19 protein-coding genes, 6 tRNA genes and 3 pseudogenes are annotated in these 20,910 nt (G+C 60.0%); 12 read left to right on the top strand and 16 right to left on the bottom strand.

The features are described 5' to 3' along the window. The first annotated feature begins 3 nt into the window (after positions 1-3). Complete coding sequence (locus FB009_RS19145; RefSeq protein ID WP_018010696.1) at positions 4-384, top strand: SUF system Fe-S cluster assembly protein; 381 nt, start codon at positions 4-6, stop codon at positions 382-384. Positions 385-487: 103 nt separating this feature from the next. Next, positions 488-880 (top strand): Fe-S cluster assembly scaffold SufA, encoded by a 393-nt coding sequence (sufA, locus tag FB009_RS19140; protein ID WP_011975618.1) that lies wholly within the window; start codon positions 488-490, stop codon positions 878-880. A 121-nt stretch (positions 881-1,001) separates the two neighbouring features. Here the strand turns inward: sufA and sthA are convergent, their stop codons facing one another. The 4 genes and pseudogenes from sthA to FB009_RS33205 form a co-directional block, all read right to left on the bottom strand. Next, complete coding sequence (gene sthA / locus FB009_RS19135) at positions 1,002-2,405, bottom strand: Si-specific NAD(P)(+) transhydrogenase (protein ID WP_024311462.1); 1,404 nt, start codon at positions 2,403-2,405, stop codon at positions 1,002-1,004. 549 nt (positions 2,406-2,954) lie between these two features. Then, positions 2,955-3,718, bottom strand: a pseudogene (locus FB009_RS19125) (IS5 family transposase). A gap of 74 nt (positions 3,719-3,792) precedes the next feature. Then, positions 3,793-4,332 (bottom strand): LysR substrate-binding domain-containing protein, encoded by a 540-nt coding sequence (locus tag FB009_RS19120; protein ID WP_234888285.1) that lies wholly within the window; start codon positions 4,330-4,332, stop codon positions 3,793-3,795. 36 nt (positions 4,333-4,368) lie between these two features. Further along, positions 4,369-4,548: pseudogene (locus FB009_RS33205) on the bottom strand (helix-turn-helix domain-containing protein); the annotation flags it as partial. A 61-nt stretch (positions 4,549-4,609) separates the two neighbouring features. Here FB009_RS33205 and bla point away from each other — a divergent pair. After that, positions 4,610-5,614, top strand: a complete 1,005-nt coding sequence (bla, locus tag FB009_RS19115) for a class A beta-lactamase (protein WP_011975615.1) — start codon at positions 4,610-4,612, stop codon at positions 5,612-5,614. A gap of 202 nt (positions 5,615-5,816) precedes the next feature. Here bla and radC read toward each other — a convergent pair whose 3' ends face one another. The 4 genes from radC to phaC are packed head-to-tail and all read right to left on the bottom strand — an operon-like array spanning position 5,817 to position 10,063. Then, positions 5,817-6,599 (bottom strand): RadC family protein, encoded by a 783-nt coding sequence (gene radC, locus FB009_RS19110; RefSeq protein WP_145161894.1) that lies wholly within the window; start codon positions 6,597-6,599, stop codon positions 5,817-5,819. Next, positions 6,596-7,435, bottom strand: coding sequence for a type I methionyl aminopeptidase (gene map, locus FB009_RS19105; protein WP_011975613.1), 840 nt, complete (start codon positions 7,433-7,435; stop codon positions 6,596-6,598). The genes radC and map overlap by 4 nt, the downstream gene beginning before the upstream one ends. 29 nt (positions 7,436-7,464) lie before the next feature. Further along, positions 7,465-8,184 (bottom strand): DNA/RNA nuclease SfsA, encoded by a 720-nt coding sequence (sfsA, locus tag FB009_RS19100; RefSeq protein WP_102045590.1) that lies wholly within the window; start codon positions 8,182-8,184, stop codon positions 7,465-7,467. A gap of 43 nt (positions 8,185-8,227) precedes the next feature. Continuing rightward, on the bottom strand, positions 8,228-10,063 hold the full coding sequence (gene phaC / locus FB009_RS19095; RefSeq protein WP_011975611.1) for a poly(3-hydroxyalkanoate) polymerase subunit PhaC: 1,836 nt from the start codon (positions 10,061-10,063) through the stop codon (positions 8,228-8,230). Between the two features lie 109 nt (positions 10,064-10,172). Here phaC and FB009_RS19090 point away from each other — a divergent pair, with 109 nt between their 5' ends. The 4 genes from FB009_RS19090 to recJ all read left to right on the top strand — a co-directional run bounded on the left by FB009_RS19090 (position 10,173) and on the right by recJ (position 15,151). Beyond that, positions 10,173-10,478 (top strand): hypothetical protein, encoded by a 306-nt coding sequence (locus FB009_RS19090; protein ID WP_011975610.1) that lies wholly within the window; start codon positions 10,173-10,175, stop codon positions 10,476-10,478. A gap of 124 nt (positions 10,479-10,602) precedes the next feature. Continuing rightward, complete coding sequence (locus FB009_RS19085) at positions 10,603-11,820, top strand: LL-diaminopimelate aminotransferase (protein ID WP_011975609.1); 1,218 nt, start codon at positions 10,603-10,605, stop codon at positions 11,818-11,820. A 78-nt stretch (positions 11,821-11,898) separates the two neighbouring features. Beyond that, positions 11,899-13,221 carry a homoserine dehydrogenase gene (locus tag FB009_RS19080; protein WP_011975608.1) on the top strand — a complete coding sequence of 441 codons (1,323 nt, stop codon included), beginning with the start codon at positions 11,899-11,901 and terminating at the stop codon, positions 13,219-13,221. Positions 13,222-13,348: 127 nt separating this feature from the next. Next, positions 13,349-15,151 carry a single-stranded-DNA-specific exonuclease RecJ gene (recJ, locus tag FB009_RS19075; protein ID WP_011975607.1) on the top strand — a complete coding sequence of 601 codons (1,803 nt, stop codon included), beginning with the start codon at positions 13,349-13,351 and terminating at the stop codon, positions 15,149-15,151. Positions 15,152-15,214: 63 nt separating this feature from the next. Here recJ and FB009_RS19070 read toward each other — a convergent pair. The 6 genes from FB009_RS19070 to FB009_RS19045 all read right to left on the bottom strand — a co-directional run bounded on the left by FB009_RS19070 (position 15,215) and on the right by FB009_RS19045 (position 18,303). Then, positions 15,215-15,290: transfer RNA gene (locus tag FB009_RS19070), tRNA-Glu, on the bottom strand. 185 nt (positions 15,291-15,475) lie between these two features. Then, positions 15,476-15,550: transfer RNA gene (locus FB009_RS19065), tRNA-Glu, on the bottom strand. Between the two features lie 56 nt (positions 15,551-15,606). Next, positions 15,607-15,682: transfer RNA gene (locus FB009_RS19060), tRNA-Glu, on the bottom strand. Between the two features lie 216 nt (positions 15,683-15,898). Continuing rightward, a tRNA-Glu gene (locus FB009_RS19055) sits at positions 15,899-15,974 on the bottom strand. A 176-nt stretch (positions 15,975-16,150) separates the two neighbouring features. Next, positions 16,151-17,452, bottom strand: coding sequence for a YcbK family protein (locus tag FB009_RS19050; protein WP_011975606.1), 1,302 nt, complete (start codon positions 17,450-17,452; stop codon positions 16,151-16,153). A 410-nt stretch (positions 17,453-17,862) separates the two neighbouring features. Then, positions 17,863-18,303, bottom strand: coding sequence for a VOC family protein (locus FB009_RS19045; RefSeq protein ID WP_011975605.1), 441 nt, complete (start codon positions 18,301-18,303; stop codon positions 17,863-17,865). Positions 18,304-18,499: 196 nt separating this feature from the next. Between FB009_RS19045 and FB009_RS19040 the strand changes: the two genes are divergently transcribed. The 5 genes from FB009_RS19040 (at position 18,500) to FB009_RS19020 (ending at position 20,205) form a co-directional block, all read left to right on the top strand. Continuing rightward, the gene (locus FB009_RS19040; protein ID WP_011975604.1) at positions 18,500-19,078 is read left to right on the top strand and encodes a cold-shock protein; all 579 of its coding nucleotides are present in this window, start codon (positions 18,500-18,502) and stop codon (positions 19,076-19,078) included. Then, positions 19,078-19,569, top strand: coding sequence for a DUF192 domain-containing protein (locus FB009_RS19035; protein WP_011975603.1), 492 nt, complete (start codon positions 19,078-19,080; stop codon positions 19,567-19,569). Before FB009_RS19040 ends, FB009_RS19035 begins: the two co-directional genes overlap by 1 nt. A 93-nt stretch (positions 19,570-19,662) precedes the next feature. Further along, a tRNA-Pro gene (locus tag FB009_RS19030) sits at positions 19,663-19,739 on the top strand. A 53-nt stretch (positions 19,740-19,792) separates the two neighbouring features. Continuing rightward, entirely contained in the window at positions 19,793-20,098 is a 306-nt protein-coding gene (locus tag FB009_RS19025) for an ETC complex I subunit (protein ID WP_145161892.1), read from the top strand. 30 nt (positions 20,099-20,128) lie between these two features. After that, a tRNA-Arg gene (locus tag FB009_RS19020) sits at positions 20,129-20,205 on the top strand. A 44-nt stretch (positions 20,206-20,249) separates the two neighbouring features. Here the strand turns inward: FB009_RS19020 and FB009_RS33940 are convergent. Further along, positions 20,250-20,444: pseudogene (locus FB009_RS33940) on the bottom strand (IS481 family transposase); the annotation flags it as partial. A 71-nt stretch (positions 20,445-20,515) separates the two neighbouring features. Continuing rightward, the gene (locus tag FB009_RS19010) at positions 20,516-20,821 is read right to left on the bottom strand and encodes a hypothetical protein (RefSeq protein ID WP_011975601.1); all 306 of its coding nucleotides are present in this window, start codon (positions 20,819-20,821) and stop codon (positions 20,516-20,518) included. Positions 20,822-20,910 lie beyond the last annotated feature (89 nt).

The raw sequence follows: 20,910 nt of genomic DNA, 5'->3' as shown, positions 1-20,910 counted from the left end.
GACATGGGTCTCGAGCAAACACAAGAAAAAATCGACGTCCGCGAAGGTATCGTTCATTCGGCGATTCCGCCGGAGGAACTGGCGCGCCTCAGCGACGACATCATCGCCGCTCTGAAGACGGTCTACGATCCGGAGATCCCCGCCGACATCTTTGAACTCGGTCTCATCTACAAGATCGACATCGAGGATGATCGGATGGTGAAGATCGACATGACGTTGACCGCGCCGGGTTGCCCGGTTGCGGGTGAGATGCCGGGATGGGTCGAGAATGCCGTCGGCACTGTCGAGGGTATTTCGGGCGTAGAAGTGTCGATGACCTTCGACCCCCCATGGACGCCTGACCGGATGTCGGAAGAAGCACAGGTGGCGCTCGGCTGGTATTGAGCGCATTGAGCACTTGCCGATATTGATCCGCCAGCAAGCGGGCATTACATTCAATCTGGAAGCGCCGGGCCTTTACCCCGGCGACGCGAAGGAGATGAAGCCCATGGGCTTTGCCATAATGAGCCTGACCGATGCCGCCGCCAACCGAGTCCGGTCGATCGTGGAAAATGCCGGAGGCGAGGCTAAGGGCATTCGCGTCAGCATCAAGAAGGGCGGATGCGCGGGCATGGAATATGCCATCGATCTGGTCACTGAACCCAGTTCGAAGGACGACCTGGTCGAGCATGAGGGTGCGAAAGTCTGGGTCGCCCCCGAGGCGGTGCTCTATCTTCTCGGTACTCAGATGGATTTCGAGACCACAACCCTGCGCTCCGGCTTCACCTTCAATAACCCGAATCAGACTTCGGCCTGCGGCTGCGGTGAATCGGTCGAGTTGAAGCCAGCCGATCTGGCCGCACTTGCCGCACGAGGCGACGCGGTGGTCCGCGCCAGCTGATTTCAGCACCTGCGGCGTTCAAGCCCCCAGGAGTTGGCGAGGCAGGAGCGGCGAATCTCCTTCTCCCGTCAGAACGCGTAGAACGTGCCGGCAGGCGGATGAGTGCCGGCAATCCCTTCCGCTACTCCGACTTGATCTCTCCCATGCGGTTCCATGCGTCGAGGCCGGCGATCTTGTAGGCTTCGGCGAGCGTGGGATAGTTGAAAGTATTCTCCACGAAGTATTCGACGGTGCCTTTCAGATTCAACACGGCCTGTCCGATATGGACGAGCTCGGTAGCACCTTCACCGATGATATGTACGCCCAGCAGCCGCCGTGTCCTCAGCGAAAAGATCATTTTCAAGAGGCCGGAATCCAGGCCCATGATATGTCCGCGTGAGGTTTCCCGGAAGCGCGCAAGGCCGCATTCGTACGGAATTCCCCGCTCTTTGACCTCTTCTTCCGAGAGGCCGCAGGTCGAGATCTCCGGCACGGCATAAATTCCGTAAGGGAAATACTTCTGCGGTTCCTTGGCGATCGCGCCGACAGCCACGCGAGCCGCGACGCGGCCCTGCTCCATCGAGGTCGAAGCAAGACTCGGAAAGCCCACGACGTCGCCTGCGGCGTAGATGTTCGGAACCGTCGTCTGGAAGGTCTCGGGATTGACCTTCAGCCGCCCGCGGGCATCCGCCTCGAGGCCGGCGGCGGGAAGGTTGAGCGCGTCGGTTGCACCCATCCGGCCGGCGGCGAACAATACCATTTCGGTCGTGATCTTGCGGCCGTTGTCGAGGGTGAGCAGTACCTTGCCGTCCTCAAGCCGCTCGACCTTTTCCGCCTTCTGGCCAAGGTTGAGCTTCATGGCGCGGTCGCGCAGTTGATAGGTGAAGTCCTCGACAATCTCCCGGTCGATGAAATCGAGCATGGTCGTCTTGGGATCAATGACCGTCACCTGGATGTCCAGAGCACTGAAGATGGTGGCGTATTCTATTCCGATGACGCCGGCGCCGATCACCACGAGCGAGCGCGGCAGTTCCTGGATATCCAGCAATTCGTCGCTGTCGACGACCGTTCTGCCGTCGAAAGGCATGTCGTCCGGCCGAAAAGGCTTCGTTCCCACCGCAAGCAGGATGCTGGTGCCGGAGACGAGCATGCTCTCGTCGTCGTCCTTGGAGATCTCGAGAGTCGTCGGTCCAACGAAGCTTGCCCGGCCGCGAATGTGTTGCACCCGGTTTCGCGCGAACTGGTGTTCGAGCACCTCCACCTCATGGTTGAGGGTGATAATGAGACGCCGGCGCAGATCTTCGGCACTGATCTCCTGCTTGACCCGATAGGAACGGCCGTAGAAGCCGCGCTCGCGCCAGCCTGTCAGGTTGAGCGCCGTTTCCCGCAGGGTTTTCGACGGGATGGTTCCGGTGTGGACGGAAACGCCACCGACCCGTTTCCCCTGTTCGATGACGAGCACCTTCTTGCCGAGCTTCGCAGCCTGGATAGCACCCCTGCGCCCGGCCGGACCACTGCCGACGACGATGAGATCGTACTGGTTCATGAACGCTTCCCCTGATCCTGTGAGAATCGTTGTGCGATGCGGCATATTTCGCGCACGCACAGCTATATCGTCAATCGCACCGTTTGATGACGTGCAATGCGGCATCACTCTGTCCCGGATGCGTCTGCTGCACGTTTTCGTCAGAACGATGGACGTCCTTTCGAGGAGAACGCGCCCCACGATGATACGTTTGCATCTACACGACATCTGTTGATTGGCATCGATCACAATCCTGTTTTTAGGTCGATCCGATCTAAAAGCATCGTAATCTAGACTTGATCGCTGTTGATGCTCCGGATGGTTCCTCCGTCGGCGCCGTCATATGCGGCTGCGGCGTTTCGAATTATGGTTCGGACCCACGAAATCGCCGGCTCTCGCAAGGCAGATATACCCCAAAGCAAGGAAAGCTGTGACTTTCGGGGAGGGTCAAGGTGAATGAGCCTCAAATCGGGATGGCAGCACATCAGGGCTCGTGCCGACCGGTCCGGCATCGAAGCTATGAGGTCCGTGGTATCGAGTACGTAACCCAGGGCGGCATAGGGCGTCGACTCATAAACTTTGACACCATATCCTCGCGGCGACGAGCTTTACGGCGGCGAGGTAGTTTTCCGGGTGCTTATCGTAGCGGGTTGCGATGCCTCGGAACTGTTTGATCCTATTGAAGAACCGCTCCACGAGGTTCCGCTGCCGGTAGACCCAGCGCGAGAAAACGAATGAGCCCTTACGGTTGGTCTTCGGCGGAATGTTGGCCCAGGCCTTTCGCTCGGCGACCTTGGCCCGGATGGCATTACTGTCGTAGCCCTTGTCAGCCAGCAGGATATCTCCCTCGCCGAGCTCGTCCGTCAGCGCGTCGGCCTCGGTGCAGTCGGCGATCTGCCCGCCGGTCAGACGGAGGTTGACGGGGCGACCTTCGGCGTCGACGAGCGCGTGGATTTTGCTCGTGAGCCCGCCACAGGAACGTCCCATGCCGCCATCGTCTCCATCCCCCTTTTTCCCGTGGCCGCGTGCTGGTGAACGCGGACACAGGTTGAGTCGATCATGACGATGTCGCCATCGTAAGCCTCGGAAACGGCTTCAAGAAGCCGATCCCAGACACCGGCCTTCCGCCAGCGGACGAAGCGGTTGTAGCAGGTGGTCGGCGGACCATAGCGCTCCGGGATTTCCGCCCAGGGCGAGCCTGTCCGAAACCGCCAGAGGATGCCATTCAGCACCCGCCGATCATCGACGCGGGGAACACCACACGGTTTGTTGGGCAACAGCGGCGACAGGATTGACCATTCGTGGTCGGTGAGTTCGTAGCGGCGGCGCGTCATTCCAAGGCTCCCTCATTCGGAAGCCTTGAATCATCGGCGCGACTAAACAACAAGTGATTTTATGAGTTTACGACCTAACTCGGCACGGAGAAGGCAATCTTGCGGTGTCTGCCGGCTCGAGCGAGCTCTACATCAAGGTAGTTCTGTGAAGTCGGCCAGGGAAGCGGATAGATGTGTTGCTGCGCCAGGTAGAGCTCGGTCGAAATCCGATCGAAACCTTCATGAAGCACCGAGCGCGGACCGGCCAGGACAACGAATTCATCCTCCCATAGGACGTCAGCATCGACGAGTTGTCCGATGGGTGTTGTGCCTCCGACCGAAAGGACGAAGTCGACCCGGCCTGTGGCGAGATCGGTCTCGTAGCTGCGCCGCTCGAACGGTTCGATCGTGAGCGACCACTGCGGCGCCCGCGCTCGCAACATCGTCGCCAACGTCGGCAGGAGCGAGAGCTCCAGGGCCCCTGGGGAGACGATTCGAACGTCGCGCACCGATTCGCCGGGTTCGAACGGCACCTCTGTCGCACTCACTCGATCTGTTTCCAGCTCGGCGGCCAGCAGCGCTTTCAGAAGCGACAGCGAGCGCTCCAGGCTTTGTGCACGTGCGGTTGGCAGCATCCCGCTTCCCGTTCTGACGAACAGGGGATCCGAAAACATCGTTCTCAGCCTTGCGAGCGCGTGACTGACGGCAGAAGGAGAAACAAAGAGGCGTTCGGCAGCGAGCGACGCTACGTTCTTCCAACATAACTGCCAGCACCTTGAGAAGATTGAGGTCGATCCTGCGCCAATCCACGCGAACTGAATGCTGTTCAGGTTACGATGATAATCTATCATTTGGCTCAGTTTTTATGATGTGGCAATAACGTCTCGACCACATCCTCAAACTGGTGAAATCATGTCAAAGGGCGTTAGGCTGGCCGCTGCGGTCACACTTGTTGTAAGTCTCGTTCCAACTCAGCCGACCGCAGGCGGTCTAGGTGATAGAAATCATCTTCACACTGAACTCGCGGCTCTCGCCAGCGCGCATCCCGGGCGAGTCGGTATCTGCGTGCAGGATCCAACGTCGCCCCCAATCTGCGTGAATGGCGAGCAACGTTTCTCATTGCAGAGCGTGATGAAGCTTGTCGTGGCCGCGGCCGTGATGCGGGCGGTTGACGAGCGGCGTGTCGCCTTGTCAGACCGCGTTACTGTTCGCCGTGAGGATCTGAGCGTTAATATCCAGCCCATAGCCGATATCGTCAGCGAAAGAGGCTCCTTTGAAACCAGTCTTGGGGACCTTCTTCGTCGTGCAGTGGTGGAAAGCGATAGCGCCGCCACCGACATGCTGATTTCGCGCCTGGGAGGCACGAAGGCGATACAGGCGTTTCTCGGTGAATCAGGGCTGCATGGCATCAGGATCGATCGAACGGAGCGAGAGCTTCAAACCGAAACTGACGGGCTGAGATGGACACCGAAGTTCGTATTCCCGGAACGCCTCGAACAGGCTCGCAAGGAGGTTGCCGAAGCCAAGCGCCAGGCCGCTTTCGAAGCCTATCTCACGGATCCGCGCGACACCGCCAGCCCCCGCGGCATGGTTGGCTTCCTGCATAAGTTGGCGGCGGGACAACTCCTGTCCGCGTCCTCGACCGCTCACCTACTGGAGGTCATGAAAAAGACGGTCACGTTTCCCGATCGCTTACGTGCCGGCGTGCCTTCCGGTTGGACGATCGGGCACAAGACGGGCACGAGCCGGACCCGAAACGGTATCAATGGCGTGACCAACGACGTCGGCATTCTGACCGCGCCCGATGGCAGACATGTAGCGGTAGCCGCATTCGTTGCGGAATCGCGGACCGGCAACGAAGAGCGTGCAGCCATGATTGCAGCGGCCGCCCGGGCCATTACCGCGGCTTACGAATAGGAGTTGTGGCCGGCTCCGGATCGGCGGCGCTGGGTTGACAAGCATTCATGAATGAACGCCTGGCTCAATGACGAAGGCAAGCCGCAGCTATTCACGAATAACATCAGGAATGACGCGGGAAGCTCGGGGCAGCCGTCGTCGAACGATCCGAAAATGCCGCAGTGATGCGTCCAGAATGCGCCTGCTACCGACCGACCTATTATCAGAACAATTGAAGCCCCTTGAGACTGACGTGGCCGTCCTTGCCGATGATGACGTGATCGTGAAGCGCAATGCCGAGCGGCTTGGCGGCCTCGGCGATGAGCTTCGTCATCTCGATATCGGCGCAAGACGGCGTCGGGTCGCCGGAGGGATGGTTGTGGACGAGGATCAACGCAGTGGCGGAAAGCTCCAGTGCGCGTTTGACCACCTCGCGAGGATAGACGGGCGTGTGGTCGATTGTTCCCTGCTGCTGCACCTCGTCGGCGATCAGCGTGTTGCGTTTGTCCAGAAAAAGGATGCGGAACTGCTCCTTCGTCTCATGCGCCATCGCTGCATGGCAATAATCGATCACGGCGCTCCAGGAGGAGAGAACCTGCTTATTACGCAATTCGCTCTTGAGCATGCGATGACTGGCGGTGGCGACGAGCTTTAGATCGAGCGCAACGGATTCCTTAACTCCCTTCACTTCGTGAAGCAGGTGCAAAGGGGCACCGAAGACGCCGGCGAGCGTGCCGAACCGGGCGAGCAGGGCCTTGGCGATCGGCTTCGTATCGCGGCGGGGGATGAGGCGGAAGAGAATGAGTTCGAGAATTTCGTAATCCGCCAGCGCCGCGTCGCCGTATTCACGGTAGCGAGCCCGCAGGCGATCCCGATGGCCGTGATAGTGAGCATCCTCTGTGGGCGCCGGCGCGGCGGCGGGCGTTTGCTGCTGCGGGATAAACTGACGTTCGTCCGTGGCGCCGAAAAGGACGTCGGGTTCGGGGGCGGGCGGTGTCTTCGTCACGCGTCGCCCGGAACCTGAATACCGGGCTTGAAAAGGCCGGCCGGTGAAAGCGTGAATATTTCGCAGCCCTCGGCAGTGACGCCGACCGTGTGCTCGTATTGTGCCGACAGCGAACGATCTCGCGTGACCGCCGTCCAGCCGTCGGAAAGGACCTTCACATGCGGGCGGCCAAGATTGATCATCGGCTCGATCGTGAAAATCATGCCCTCCTTGAGCTCCGGTCCCTCATTGGCGCTGCCGTAATGAAGGATATTGGGTGCGTCGTGAAAAAGCCGGCCGACGCCATGGCCGCAGAAGTCTCGCACGACAGAACAACGCTCGGATTCGGCGTAGTGCTGGATCGCCTCGCCGATCGCCCCGGTGCGCGCGCCTGGGCGAACCGCGGCTATGCCGCGCATCAGACATTCATGCGTAACGTCCAGCAGGCGCTCGGCGGCGCGCTTTATCTCACCGACAGGATACATACGGCTGGAATCGCCGTGCCAGCCATCGACGACATAGGTCACGTCGATGTTGACGATGTCCCCTTCGCGTAACGGCTTATCGTTCGGGATGCCGTGACAGACCACATGGTTTATCGAGGTGCAGGACGACTTGGTATAGCCGCGATAATTAAGCGTTGCAGGCAGCGCACCGTGGTCCATGCCGAACTCGAAGACGAAGCGGTCGATCTCCTCCGTCGTCACGCCCGGGCTCACGCGCGTCACGAGTTCGTCCAGGCAAAGTGCGGTCACCTGACAGGCCTTGCGCATGCCTTCAAATCCCTCCGCTCCGTAAAGACGAATGACGCCGGTGTTTTTGTAGGGGGCCGCGCCGGCATCGATGTAGGTTACCATTCCAGAACTTCCGTTGTTTCAGGCGGTTTTCATAAAACAGCAGGGACCGCTTCGTCCACCATCATCGGTCCCGTCGCCACGATTTGCAGGGGCGACACCTGGCATTTCACGGCATAGGCCTCGACTCCGCGTGTGCTCGCCCGTTCGAACGCACGCGCATAAACCGGATCGAGTTCACGGCATATTCGAAAGCGGCTGCAATCATCTCTCTGAACAAGATAGAGCATGATCGCGCGGTGTCCCGCCGCGACCATATCCCCCAGTTCCTCGAGATGTTTGGCGCCGCGCTCGGTAGGGCTGTCGGGGAATTCGGCGAGACCGCTGAGGCGGCTGAAATGAACGTTCTTCACCTCGACATAGGCAAGGCCCTTTTCCGCATCGCTGAGCAGAATGTCGATCCTCGAATTGCGGCCGTATCTCTGCTCGCGCCGAAGCGTATCGTAGCTGTCGAGATTGCTGACCTGTCCTGCACTGATCGCTTCTTCTGCAATCCGGTTCGGCAAACCCGTGTTGATGCCGACGAGCGTACCGTCCGCCTCGACGATCTCCAACATGTGGCGATATTTGCGCGTCGTGCTGTCGTGCTCCGACAGCCATATCCGTGAACCGGGCGTCGTCAGTCCACGCATCGAGCCGGTGTTCGGGCATGAACCGGTAATTGCCATCCCGTCGGTGAGAATGGCGTCGAACAGGAAGCGCTTATAACGCTGCACGAGCGTCGCAGGGACGAGCGGGCCGGTGAACTTCAAGGAACGGGACTTTCTAGTAGAGCACTTACAGGAGAAGTGCGGGTCAGGCGCGCATACGCACGTAGGAGCCCGGAGCTTCCTCGATCGAATTGAGCGGACCCCCGGCCTTGCGGGCCGGAACACGGCGTTTGTCGAGCCGTTCGACCCAGCTTTGCCAATGCGGCCACCAGGAGCCGGCCGTTTCCTTTGCCTTGCTCATCCAGGTTTCGACGTCGCCCTTGGGCGGCCCTCCCGTCCAGTATTGATACTTGCCGCGAGCCGGGGGGTTGACCACACCCGCGATGTGCCCCGAGCCGGAGAGCACGAACGTCACCTTGCCGCCGAAGCTGCTGCTTCCGAGAAACACCGATTTTGCCGGCGCGATGTGATCCTCCTTCGTCGCGAGATTGTAGACGGGGATCTTGACGTCGCCGAGGGATATCCGACGACCGGCAAGCACCATCTCGCCTTTGGCAAGCCTGTTCTCCAGATAGCAATTGCGGAGATAGAAGGAGTGGTTGGCCGCGGGCATCCGTGTCGAGTCGGAATTCCAGTAGAGCAGGTCGAAGGGCAGGGGATCCTGACCCTTGAGATAATTATTGACGAAATAAGGCCAGATCAGCTCCGAGGCCCTCAGCATGTTGAAGGCGGACGCCATCTTCGAGCCTTCCAGATATCCGGTGGCGCTCATATTGGCCTCGAGGTGGCGGATCTGGTCGTCGTCCACGAAGACCTTCAGATCGCCCGCATGGGTGAAATCCACCTGGGTGGTGAAGAGCGTCGCGGAGCGAATGCGGTCATCCCTTTCCGCGGCATGCAGCGCCAGGGTGGCGGCGAGCAGCGTGCCGCCGACGCAATAGCCGATGGAATTGACTTCGCGCTCTTCGGTTGCCTGTTCGATGATGTCCAGCGCGAAGCCGATGCCATCGCGCGCATAGGCTTCCCAGTCCTTCGTTGCATGGCGCTCGTCAGGGTTCACCCAGGAAATGACGAAGACCGTGTGGCCCTGGTCGACCGCCCATTTGATGAAGGATTTCTCGGGGTTGAGATCCAACACGTAGAATTTGTTGATCCAGGGCGGGCAAATGAGCAACGGCCGCTTGAGTACGGTTTCGGTGCTGGCCTCGTATTGCAGCACCTGGCAAATATCGTTCTGCGCGATGACTTTTCCCGGCGTAACCGCGATGTTTTCGCCGATGGCGAACTTGCTTGTGTCAGTCTGCCGCAGGCGAAGCTCGCCGCGGCCGGCGGCGATGTCCTCCGCCAGCATCTGCATGCCCTTCACGAGATTGGCGCCGCTGGTCGCCACTGTTTCGCGATATAGCTGCGGGTTGGTGGTGATGAAGTTGGTCGGGGAAAGGGCGCTGGCAATCTGGCGAACATAGAAGGCGGCCTTGTGCCGGGTATGGTCGTCGAGGCCCTCGGCGTCGTTCACCATGCGCTCCGCCCAGTCCGACGTAACGAAATAGGCCTGACGTATGAAATCGAAAAAGGGATTCCTCACCCAGTCTTCGTCGGAGAAGCGCTTGTCGTTGCGCTGAAGGCTGGCCGGCTCGTCGACTGCGTCGCCCGCCATCCGGTGGACCGTCCGGGACCACATATCGAAGAAACTGCCGAGAAGATGAGTCTGGGCTTCGAGTGTCCGCCGTGGGTCTGTGAGCCAGTATTCCGAGACTTTGGAAAGCGTTTTGACCATATCGGAGACCGGCTCGGCGAAGCTATCCGTCTTTTCTCCGGATTCGCGGGGCGCAAGCCAGGCGGAAGCAGCTTTTCCTAGCTGCTCGGCCGCGCGAGCCATGTTGATGGCCAGGTTTTCGGGGTCCTTGACGATGTAGGGCTCGACCGATTTCGGGTCGAAGCCGGCAAAGCCCTTAGCGCCCTCGGCCTTCTCTGCTGTCACCCGGTTTCCTCCACAGCATCTTGTTTGTTTTGTATTTTTACATTCTGCCCGAAAATGATTACAAGGGCTAGCGCATCGTCGCGCCGTGGAAACAGAGGTGATCGTCAGCATGCTAGTCGTCGGAAAACAGCGTTCTCTTTCTCGGATTTCCGCACTGATTTTCGCTAGCGTCCTCGCGGGCTGCAATTCGACAGCAGACCTTGCCACCTATCCCTCGGTTTACGGCCAGAAGCCCGCCGCCATGCCGCAGATGACCAATGAGGAAGCCTTGAACATGCAGGGGCGGCTGACCGCACTTGCCGGGCAACGCCGGTCCGGCGCGATCTCCGAGGCGGAGTATCAGCGCCGCCTGAAGGAATTGCAGCTTCTGGCCGAGCAGCACGGCGCCGATACCCTGAAAGAGATCGAGAATTAGAGCTTGCCTTTCTCGTGATTTGGCCGCAAAGCGTTGAATGGCCGCAGTGACGGCCGTTCACCCCGCGCATGTCGAGCAAAAGCCCAAGGGGCTCGCAAAGCCGCGCGCCAAATGAGGTCTGGAGATGGAAGAGTTTCATAAAGTCCGGCGTTTGCCGCCTTATGTTTTCGAACAGGTCAACCGTTTGAAAGCTAGCGCGCGAGCGGCCGGTGCTGACATCATCGACCTCGGTATGGGCAATCCGGATCTTCCCACCCCGCAATCCATTGTCGACAAGCTCTGCGAGGTCGTACAGGACCCGCGGACGCATCGTTATTCGTCATCGAAGGGCATTCCGGGTCTGCGACGGGCCCAGGCCGCCTATTATGCACGTCGGTTCGGTGTCAAGCTCAATCCGGAGACGCAGGTCGTCGCGACCCTCGGCTCCAAGGAAGGCTTCGCCAACATGGCGCAGGCCATAACCGCACCCGGCGACGTCATCCTCTGCCCAAATCCGACCTATCCCATCCACGCATTCGGGTTCCTGATGGCGGGAGGCGTCATCCGTTCGATTTCAGTCGAGCCGGACGAGTCCTTTTTTCCTCCGCTGGAGCGCGCCGTACGGCATTCTATTCCGAAGCCTCTGGCTCTGGTTCTCAACTATCCCTCCAATCCCACGGCGCAGGTCGCCACGCTCGACTTCTACAAGGACGTCGTCGCCTTTGCGAAGAAACACGATATCATCGTGCTCTCGGACCTCGCCTACTCGGAAATCTACTTCAATGACGCGCCGCCGCCCTCGGTTCTGGAAGTTCCCGGTGCGACCGATGTGACTGTCGAATTCACGTCGATGTCGAAGACCTTTTCCATGCCGGGCTGGCGCATGGGCTTCGCTGTCGGCAATGAGCGACTGATCGCGGCGCTGACGCGGGTCAAGTCCTATCTGGACTACGGCGCTTTCACGCCGATTCAGGTGGCGGCGACGCAGGCGCTGAACGGTGACGGCAGCGATATAGCCGAGGTGCGCTCCATCTACAAACGGCGCCGTGACGTCATGGTGGAGAGCTTCGGCAAAGCAGGTTTCGAAGTGCCGCCGCCGCCGGCGACGATGTTCGCCTGGGCAAAGATCCCCGAGAAGTTCCGTCATCTCGGCTCGCTCGAGTTTTCCAAGCTTCTCGTCGAGAAGGCGGATGTCGCGGTCGCGCCCGGCATCGGCTTCGGCGAGCAGGGCGACGACTATGTCCGTCTCGCACTCGTGGAAAACGAGCACCGGATCCGCCAGGCCGCGCGTAACATAAAGCGCTTCCTGTCCTCGGCCGACGAGACGATGCACAACGTCATCTCGCTCAACGCACATCGGTAGGGAGCGGGATTGCCCGTTTCCGTACCCAAATTGCCCCGCCCGGTCTGGCGGGGCGCCTCTACATGTTAGGAACTTGCTATGGCAGATGCCCTCAAAATCGGCATTGCGGGCTTGGGGACAGTCGGTGCCTCGCTCGTGCGGATCCTCCAGGATCGTCATGAGACACTGGCGACTACATGTGGAAGGGCGATCGAGATTACGGCCGTAACGGCAAGGGACAGATCAAAGGATCGGGGCGTGGATCTTGCCGGCATCACCTGGTTCGACGACGCGGTTTCTCTGGCGTCGCAAGGAGGCATAGACGTCTTTGTCGAACTGATGGGCGGCACCGGAGATCCGGCCTATGCCTCGGTCAAGGCGGCGCTCACGCACGGCGTCCATGTGGTGACCGCCAACAAGGCACTTCTGGCAGCACACGGAATCGAGCTGGCGGAAATCGCCGAGAAGCATGGTGCGCTTCTGAACTATGAAGCGGCTGTCGCCGGTGGCATTCCCGTCATCAAGGCGCTTCGCGAATCGATGACCGGGAACACGATTTCGCGCGTCTACGGGATCATGAACGGCACATGCAATTACATCCTGACGAAGATGGAGAAAGAGGGTCTCTCCTTCGAGGCCTGCCTCAAGGAAGCTCAGCGTCTGGGCTATGCCGAAGCCGATCCGGCCTTCGACATCGAAGGCAACGACACCGCGCATAAACTCTCTATCCTGACGAGCCTTGCCTTCGGTACCGCAATCGCTGCCGACGATATCTACCTTGAGGGCATTACCAACATCTCGATCGAGGACATCCAGGCGGCCGCCGATCTCGGTTACCGCATCAAGCTTCTCGGGGTCGCCCAGCGTACCGAAAGCGGTATCGAGCAGCGCGTACACCCGACCATGGTCCCACATGACACCGTCATCGCGCAGGTCGATGGGGTGACAAATGCCGTGGCGATCGAATCCGATATTCTCGGCGAACTCCTGATGGTCGGCCCCGGCGCCGGAGGGGATGCCACCGCATCGGCAGTGCTTGGCGATATCGCGGATATCGCGAAAAGCCGCCCCGGCGCGCAGCACGTTCCGGCATTCGGCCGCCCTGCGAACGCGCTTCTTCCCTATAAGCGCGCCCGAATGCAGAGCCACGAGGGCGGATACTTCATCCGGCTCAAAGTGGTCGACCGCACCGGAGTCTTCGCCAATGTCGCGAAGCAGATGGCGGACAACGACATTTCGCTCGAATCTATCATGCAGCATTCCAAGCACTATGCCGATCCTGCCGAGCCGAAGACGATCATCCTCGTTACGCATGCGACCTTTGAGGCTTCCGTGCGCAAAGCGATCGTCTCGATCAAGGCCGAGGGATACCTTGTCGGGGAACCGCAGGTGATTCGGATCGAGCGTCCGAAGGCTTGGTAGCGCACTTCCTGATTAAAACTGTTGAGAAGCGGCTCCGACTCGTGCCTTGCGGGCCGAAGTTCGCGCTCCTCGGTTTTTCCGGGCCGAAATCTTCGTTAAGAACGGTAGGACTTCGGGCGGGTAGACAATGGACGTTTTGGCGGATCCGATCCAGCGGGCTTTTCTCGGCGTTGAACGCTCTGTAAGCGGACAACGGTGGGTGTCGCGCCTCGATCAGGCGGGCCAGAACCGTGCACTGGCCATAAGTCAGGTTCACGGCTATTCCGAGCTCATCGCGCGCGTGCTTGCCGGGCGTGGGGTCGGACTTGACGACGCCGGCGCCTTCCTTGATCCGACGCTGCGCGCACTGATGCCGGACCCCGATATATTGACCGATTGCCGCAAGGCTGCCGAGCGGCTTGCAGATGCGATACGCCGCCGCGAGAAGATCGTGGTTTTTGGCGATTACGACGTGGATGGTGCGGCTTCAGCAGCGCTGATGGTGCGTTTCCTGCGCCATTTCGATCTAACGACCGAGATATACATCCCCGACCGTATATTCGAAGGCTACGGCCCCAACCCGCAGGCGATCGAACAGTTGATCGATCGGGGCGCGGAACTGATCGTCACCGTCGACTGCGGTTCCACCAGTCACGAATCGTTTGCAGTGGCGGCAGAGCGCGGGACCGACGTTGTGGTCGTCGACCACCACCAGGTCGGCTCGACGCTGCCCCCTTGCCATGCACTGGTCAATCCCAATCGCGAGGACGATTTGTCGGGCCAGGGGCACCTTTGTGCTGCTGGCGTCGTTTACCTGGTGCTCGTCAACACATTGCGCGTGCTGCGCCTGAAGGGCGATTCGCGCGTCGCGTCCTTCGACCTCCTTTCGCTGCTCGACCTTGTGTCGCTCGCGACCGTCTGCGATGTCGTGCCGCTCAAGGGGCTCAACCGGGCTTATGTCGTGAAAGGATTGATTGCTGCACGGCACATGGGCAATGCGGGTCTCGCGGCGCTCCTGCGCAAGGCGGCGATCGGCGGACCCGTGACGCCCTATCATCTCGGCTTCCTGCTGGGACCACGGATAAATGCCGGCGGGCGTATCGGTGACGCTGCGCTCGGGAGCCGGCTGCTGACCCTCGATGACGCCGCGGAGGCTGAAATCATCGCCGGCCAGCTTGATGAACTCAATCGCGATCGCCAGGCGATGGAAGCGGCCATGCTGGCGGAGGCTGAAGCCGAGGTGCTGGCTGAATACGGGACAGGCGAGGGCGCGTCCGTAATTATCACTGCCCGGGAGAATTGGCATCCCGGGATCGTCGGACTGATTGCCGCACGTATTAAAGAGAAATTCCGTCGGCCGGCCTTCGCTATCGCCTTCGACCCGAACGGTCGAGGCACCGGATCCGGCCGTTCGATCAACGGCTTTGACATGGGGCGGCTCGTGCGCGCGGCCGTCGACAGCGGCCTTCTGATCAAGGGTGGCGGGCATGCAATGGCTGCCGGGCTGACGGTCGAGAGAGGTAAGCTCGGACAACTTCGGCAATTCTTCGAAGAACGCGCCGAAACTGCAGTTCGCGATCTCGTGGCCGTCCAAACACTCAAGGTCGATGGTGCAATGGCAGCTGCCGGGGCGACGCTGGACCTCGTCGACCTTCTCGATCAGGCAGGGCCTTACGGCTCAGGGCATCCGCAGCCGCTCTTCGCCTTCCCGCAACATCGGCTGCGGGACAGCAGGCAGGTCGGCGCCAATCACGTTAAGGTGACTCTCGAAGGACAGGACGGCCGTCGAATCGAAGGAATCGCCTTCCGTGCCACCGAGACGCCGCTGGGCGCGTTCCTGCTTGGCAATCGCGGCGCTACGGTCCATGCCGCGGGATCCGTGTCGGCGGATCTCTGGCAGGGAACACGCAAGGTGCAGCTGCGCCTGACGGATGCTGCGAAAGCCCATTGAGGTTCAACGTGATGCGACTACGCGCAGCGCATCAATGGCTTACGGCATTTTCCTGAAGACAAGTGGCACGCCCAACGGGAATCGAACCCGTGTTTCCGCCGTGAAAGGGCGGCGTCCTAGACCGCTAGACGATGGGCGCCTGCTGCAACGACGTTTGTACGTCTGGAAAGACCACAAGTCGCTGTAAGACAAGGCGGCTTATAGAGATCGCTTTGGATTCTCGCAAGAGACCGCATGCCGTAAAATTCGATTTTTCCGAGATAATATTCGGAGATGTCTCACGCTCACCTCGACATCGAATCGCGCGAATTCGACACAAGGGAATGGTACGCCCAACGGGACTCGAACCCGTGTTACCGCCGTGAGAGGGCGGCGTCCTAACCGCTAGACGATGGGCGCCTGGTGGTGACTGTAAGCACCATACTATGAAAAACACGGAATAGAAAAGAGGTGGATGGCACGCCCAACGGGAATCGAACCCGTGTTTCCGCCGTGAAAGGGCGGCGTCCTAGACCGCTAGACGATGGGCGCCTGCTGCAGCGACTTTCTGCGGTTAAAGGCGCAGGTCGCTGTAAGACAAGGCGGCTTATAGAGAGCACATCGTATTCATGCAAGCGACGAAAAGCGATAATTTTGATTTTTCTGCGAAAGCCCATGAAGATCGTTTCGACCTATGGCGATGATCCAGCATAGGACCTGCAGGCCCCGAGCCAGGACAAGTATCGACAAGTAAAACTCTGGAAAGAATGGCACGCCCAACGGGAATCGAACCCGTGTTTCCGCCGTGAAAGGGCGGCGTCCTAGACCGCTAGACGATGGGCGCCTGCTGCAACGACGTTTGTGCGTCTGAAAAGACGACAGTCGCTGTAAGACGAGGCGGCTTATAGAGAGGGCTTCGGATTCCCGCAAGTGGCAGGTTTCATTTTTTCCCAGAAAAATGACCGGCCGGTCGCGACATCTCATTCGCCTCCACGGTTAGCTTGACGTGGCTCTCGGTGGTCAACCCTTGCGGCGGCGGCACCGCCAGTTCCAGTCCCGTTGCGGGCCGATGTCGATGTGTACGGATTCGGTGTGACAATAGGTGCCGACGCCGCCGCGGCCCGGAACTTTGCGCAGGAAATCTGCAAGCTCCCATTTGCTGACGCCCGCCACCTGAATGTCGGCCGCCTCGCATCGTGTGTGTCGGGACTGGCGCTTGCGGTTGACCTTGATGGCGCGCAGGCCCGAGGTGACCATGACCTTGCGGCCGTAATGCGCTTCCACCGTTCTCAAAATGTTGAGAAGCTCCGGTTTGAAGCAGCCTGTTTCCACCTTCTCGGTTTGCAGTATGAGGCCGTTCGGTGTGAGTCGGGCGAGGCCGGAGAGGTTGGCCACTTCCAAGGGCGCGTCGTCCTCGTCGGCAGCATGCGCATCGTGCTCCACGCTGAAGAGCGGATTCATATTGACGCCCGGCAGGGAAGCATAGGCGAGAGATGCGATCTGAGGCTGACCCGCATTACTCACGGTTATCGTCTTCTTCCGGCTTGCTTGCGCAGCGTGTGTTTCGCGCGGCATTTCCTTGCGTTTGGGCGCGAACAGGCTCGCCAGGGTCCAGGTCTTCTTCGCCCCTTTTGTCTCCTTCTCGCCTTCGCCGGGGCCCGCGGAAGGCGTGCTCACCGCCGCTGCGGAAGCGACTTCGACCGGTTGCAGGGCCGACGCGGTCGCTCCTGACAGTGCTGCCTGCGCGCTCAAAGGCAACGGTACCGACACGGGCATATCGACTGCGGCAGTCGGACCTGTAGCCGCAATCGTTTCGTTTGCCGCAGGAGTTTGCCCTGCCGAGGCCCCCTGCGGCGGCTGATTCGCCGTTTGGGCCTCGGATTGCCCGTTGCTGAACAGGCTGTTGGTCCTGGCATTCATTCTCGGTGCTGCGGCGGCTGGCGTCGGCTGGTTGCTTGGGTCCGGCTGCACGGCTGCGGATGTCGCCGCCGGCGATTCTCCATAAATACTCGATGATGTGGCGCGTAGCGCAGTTCCCTGCATGGTAAGGCCGGGCTGCACGGCTGCGCTCTGTCCGGCATCCGCCGTCGCGCCGTCGGGCGCCTGCGCGGTCCTGTCGTCAGGCACCGCCTCTTGCTTACCCGGCGATATTTCCTGGGAGCCTGCCAATGATGCTTCCGCCGTCTGCTGCGATTTGAGGGGGTCGATCGTCTCGCCATCCGCAACGGCGGAAACGCATCCGGCGAGTGCCAGCAGCGATACGGATAATGCCGCGGCGCGTCCGATTGTCAGGAGACCGCGTCCTGTTTCCAGATGTTGCAACGCCTTTTCCCCGCTCTTCGTGCATGCGGGTGGCTCTGCACCGCGCACGCCGCACGATCCGACTCAGGAACACCGTCCGACCCGGCAATAACATTTTCACGCGGAGAGCGCTCGGCTCCCCACGGGAAAGGTCAGGCAAGTATAGGGCTATCCCCGCAAGTGACGACGAAGCAGAGCCCCGTTTCAACGTCTGCTGCGGCAAGGTAATGAAAGCCGCATGATTTGTAAACCTGCACAACCTATTTCAGCTTCGCGAAACATACGCGAAGGCCCGGTAATAACCGGGCCTGAAGATCGTCAGCTGTTCTTTCGATCCTTTTGCACCGGCGCCGCCCGCGCCGCTCAGCATGACCGGCGGCGTCTAAGGTGTAACCGGGGGCAATTGCGCGAGGCTTACCACGCGCCCGTACTTACCATTCGCCTGTGTTGGCCATGGAGGCCCAGGGTTCCTGGGCGGGAAGGCGCTCGCCTTTCTGCAGGATCTCGATGGAGATGCCGTCGGGCGACCGCACGAAAGCCATGTGGCCGTCGCGAGGCGGACGGTTGATCGTAACGCCACCATCCATCAGGTGCTTGCAGAACGCATAGATATCGTCGACCTCATAGGCGAGGTGGCCGAAATTCCGCCCGCCGGTATACTCCTCCGGGTCCCAGTTATAGGTGAGTTCCAGGCATGGCGCGGCTTCGCTTTTGGCGCGATCGATATCGCCGGGAGCGGCGAGGAAAACGAGCGTGAAGCGGCCTTTCTCGTTCTCGTATCGGCGAATCTCCTGGAGCCCGAAAAGCTTGCAATAGAAATGAAGGGCCTTGTCGAGGTCGTTGACGCGAACCATCGTATGCAGATACCGCATTGGAGAATGTCCCTGTTTGGTGAAAGATGGCGTATAGTGAAACGGCGGCAAGCCAGACGCAAGGCTGCGTCCCTATAAACGTCTCAGACCAAAATACGTCGGGGGACTTGCACACGCGCTGCGGGACGATGTTATTCTGGCCCATAAGAATCAGTTAACCGTATCGAAGTGTTGCGCGTAACGAGGGGCTGCGAGAATGGCTGACAGGACATCTTCTAAAGACGTCATCCATAATGGCGAATTCGGCAACGACGCCCTTGACCTCACCGAAATCACCGGCGTTATCAAGTGGTTCGACGTTGCCAAGGGCTTCGGCTTCATCGTTCCGGACAACGGCATGCAAGACGTTTTGCTGCATGTGACCTGCCTCAGGCGCGACGGATACCAGACGGTTCTGGAGGGTGCGCGTGTCGTCGCCCTGATCCAGAAGCGGGATCGCGGCTACCAGGCGTTCCGTATTCTCTCCATGGATCAGTCAACCGCCGTTCACCCCTCCCAGATGCCACCGGTCAGAACCCATGTCCAGGTGACGCCGACGAGCGGGCTGGAGCGCGTGCTGGTGAAGTGGTTCAACCGGACCAAGGGCTTCGGCTTCCTGACCCGCGGCGAAGGCACTGAGGACATTTTCGTGCATATGGAAACGCTGCGCCGTTTCGGGCTGACGGAGTTGCGGCCCGGACAGGTGGTGCTCTGCCGTTTCGGTGACGGGGAAAAGGGCCTGATGGCGGCGGAAATCCACCCCGACGGACCGACGCCGACGACGCGGTCGCACTGATGTCCCGGGTTGCTGTTATAGCCGCAAGAAGCGCCCTCACGGCGCTTTTTTTGTTGTCGCTGCTCGTCGCCTCGGCCATGGCCGAGGTTTCCTTTGCCAAGGAGCGGATCCGGCTGATTACGGCGAGCGGACGAACGCACGATCTTACGGTGGAGCTCGCGAGAGAGCCGGGCCAGCGCGAGCAGGGGTTGATGTATCGCCGCCAGATGGCGCCAAATCATGGCATGCTGTTCGATTTCGGCGAGACGCGGCCGGTGATGATGTGGATGAGAAACACCTACTTGCCGCTCGACATGCTCTTCATAGCCAGCGATGGCACGATCCGCACCATCCACGAGAATGCGGTCCCGCTTTCCGAGGCGATCATCGATTCCCGGGAACCCGTGGCATACGTGCTCGAGCTCAACGCAGGAAGCGTGAAAAGGCTCGGCATCAGCCCAGGGGACCGGCTCGAAGGCGCGGGCCTTCCGTCCACGGAAAAGGCGAACTGAAGCGTTCGTCACTCCACCCTCCTTCACGGCCCTCCTTCACGAAATTTGCTGTTGCAGCCGCAGGGCGAAGCGTGTATCTCCGCCTTCGTGGTGCGGAGTGTAGCGCAGTCTGGTAGCGCATCTGGTTTGGGACCAGAGGGTCGGGAGTTCGAATCTCTCCACTCCGACCATCCAATCACGTGAGAGCATTGATCTCTTGGTTAAACGGGAGCCGTTCGAAACAATGTCCGCGAAGATCTACCGTCCCGCAAAGACAGCGGTGCAGTCCGGCAAAGCCAAGACGCATCTGTGGGTGCTGGAGTTTGATCAGGAAAGACCGCGCACGATCGACCCGATCATGGGCTATACCAGCTCCGCCGATACACGGCAGCAGGTTCGCCTGACCTTCGAGAGTGCGGAGCAGGCGATTGCCTATGCCGAGCGCAACGGCATCGAATATCGCGTGATCGCACCCAAGGATGCGGCTCGTAAGAACGTTTCCTACTCGGACAATTTTCGTTTCAACCGGACGCAGCCCTGGACCCATTGAGGCTCACGGTGCTCGTTTAGGGCACCGGACGGCCCCTTAGCTCAGCTGGATAGAGCACCTGCCTTCTAAGCAGGTTGTCGCAGGTTCGAGTCCTGCAGGGGTCGCCAAAAAACCAAATGTCCATACCGGAGACTTAGGTAACAGATCGTACCTAAGACATGGGTGACAATCTCGTGCCGAACGGAATGTCTACGGTTTGCAGAGTCCTCTGCTCCAGGTCGATATATCCCAGATCATAATGGTTGAAGCTGACGAGCCAAATACCGTCGTCGGGACTTCCTTTGATTCCAAGCTTCTGTCCGGCCTGCACGTTGGAGATGTTGATCTTCTTGCGATAGACGCAGAGCGATGAGGCCACAGGAAGCCAGTTAGGCTACGTCAACTGAGCTGATCACGGATGTCGGCTCTTCGCCGTTCCTACTTGGTCGGCTTCACAAGCGAGATGACTCGCGGCTTGGATGGCGCGTCAAGCCATTCGATCCACGTGTCCCTTTCCTCGATCGTGTCGAAGAACCGCCAGAGCTTGTATTCTTCTTCGGTGGTGTCCAGCATCTCACCGACGGTGACAAGTTCCAGCGGCAACGTCACCTCGTTCCCGTCGAAGCGAACGAAATAGAGCCCTTCGGCTGCAAGGCGGATCACTTGACCCGTGGCATAGCTCCCATCTGGGTCGTCGACTGTGAAGTACATGCCGGTCAAAGTTTCAAAAATCTTGTTGCTCATCGGTTTCGCATGCCAGTTCGATATGTGGGGAATCAGAAGTTCGCCCAGGCTGCCGATAAACGCAAGAGCGCGCGTATCGCATCGGCCAG

Origin of the sequence: Sinorhizobium medicae (assembly GCF_007827695.1) — a bacterium.
Lineage (GTDB): Bacteria > Pseudomonadota > Alphaproteobacteria > Rhizobiales > Rhizobiaceae > Sinorhizobium > Sinorhizobium medicae.
The sequence above is the reverse complement of the archived record's forward strand: the minus strand, read 5'-3'. Positions and strand labels throughout refer to the sequence as shown.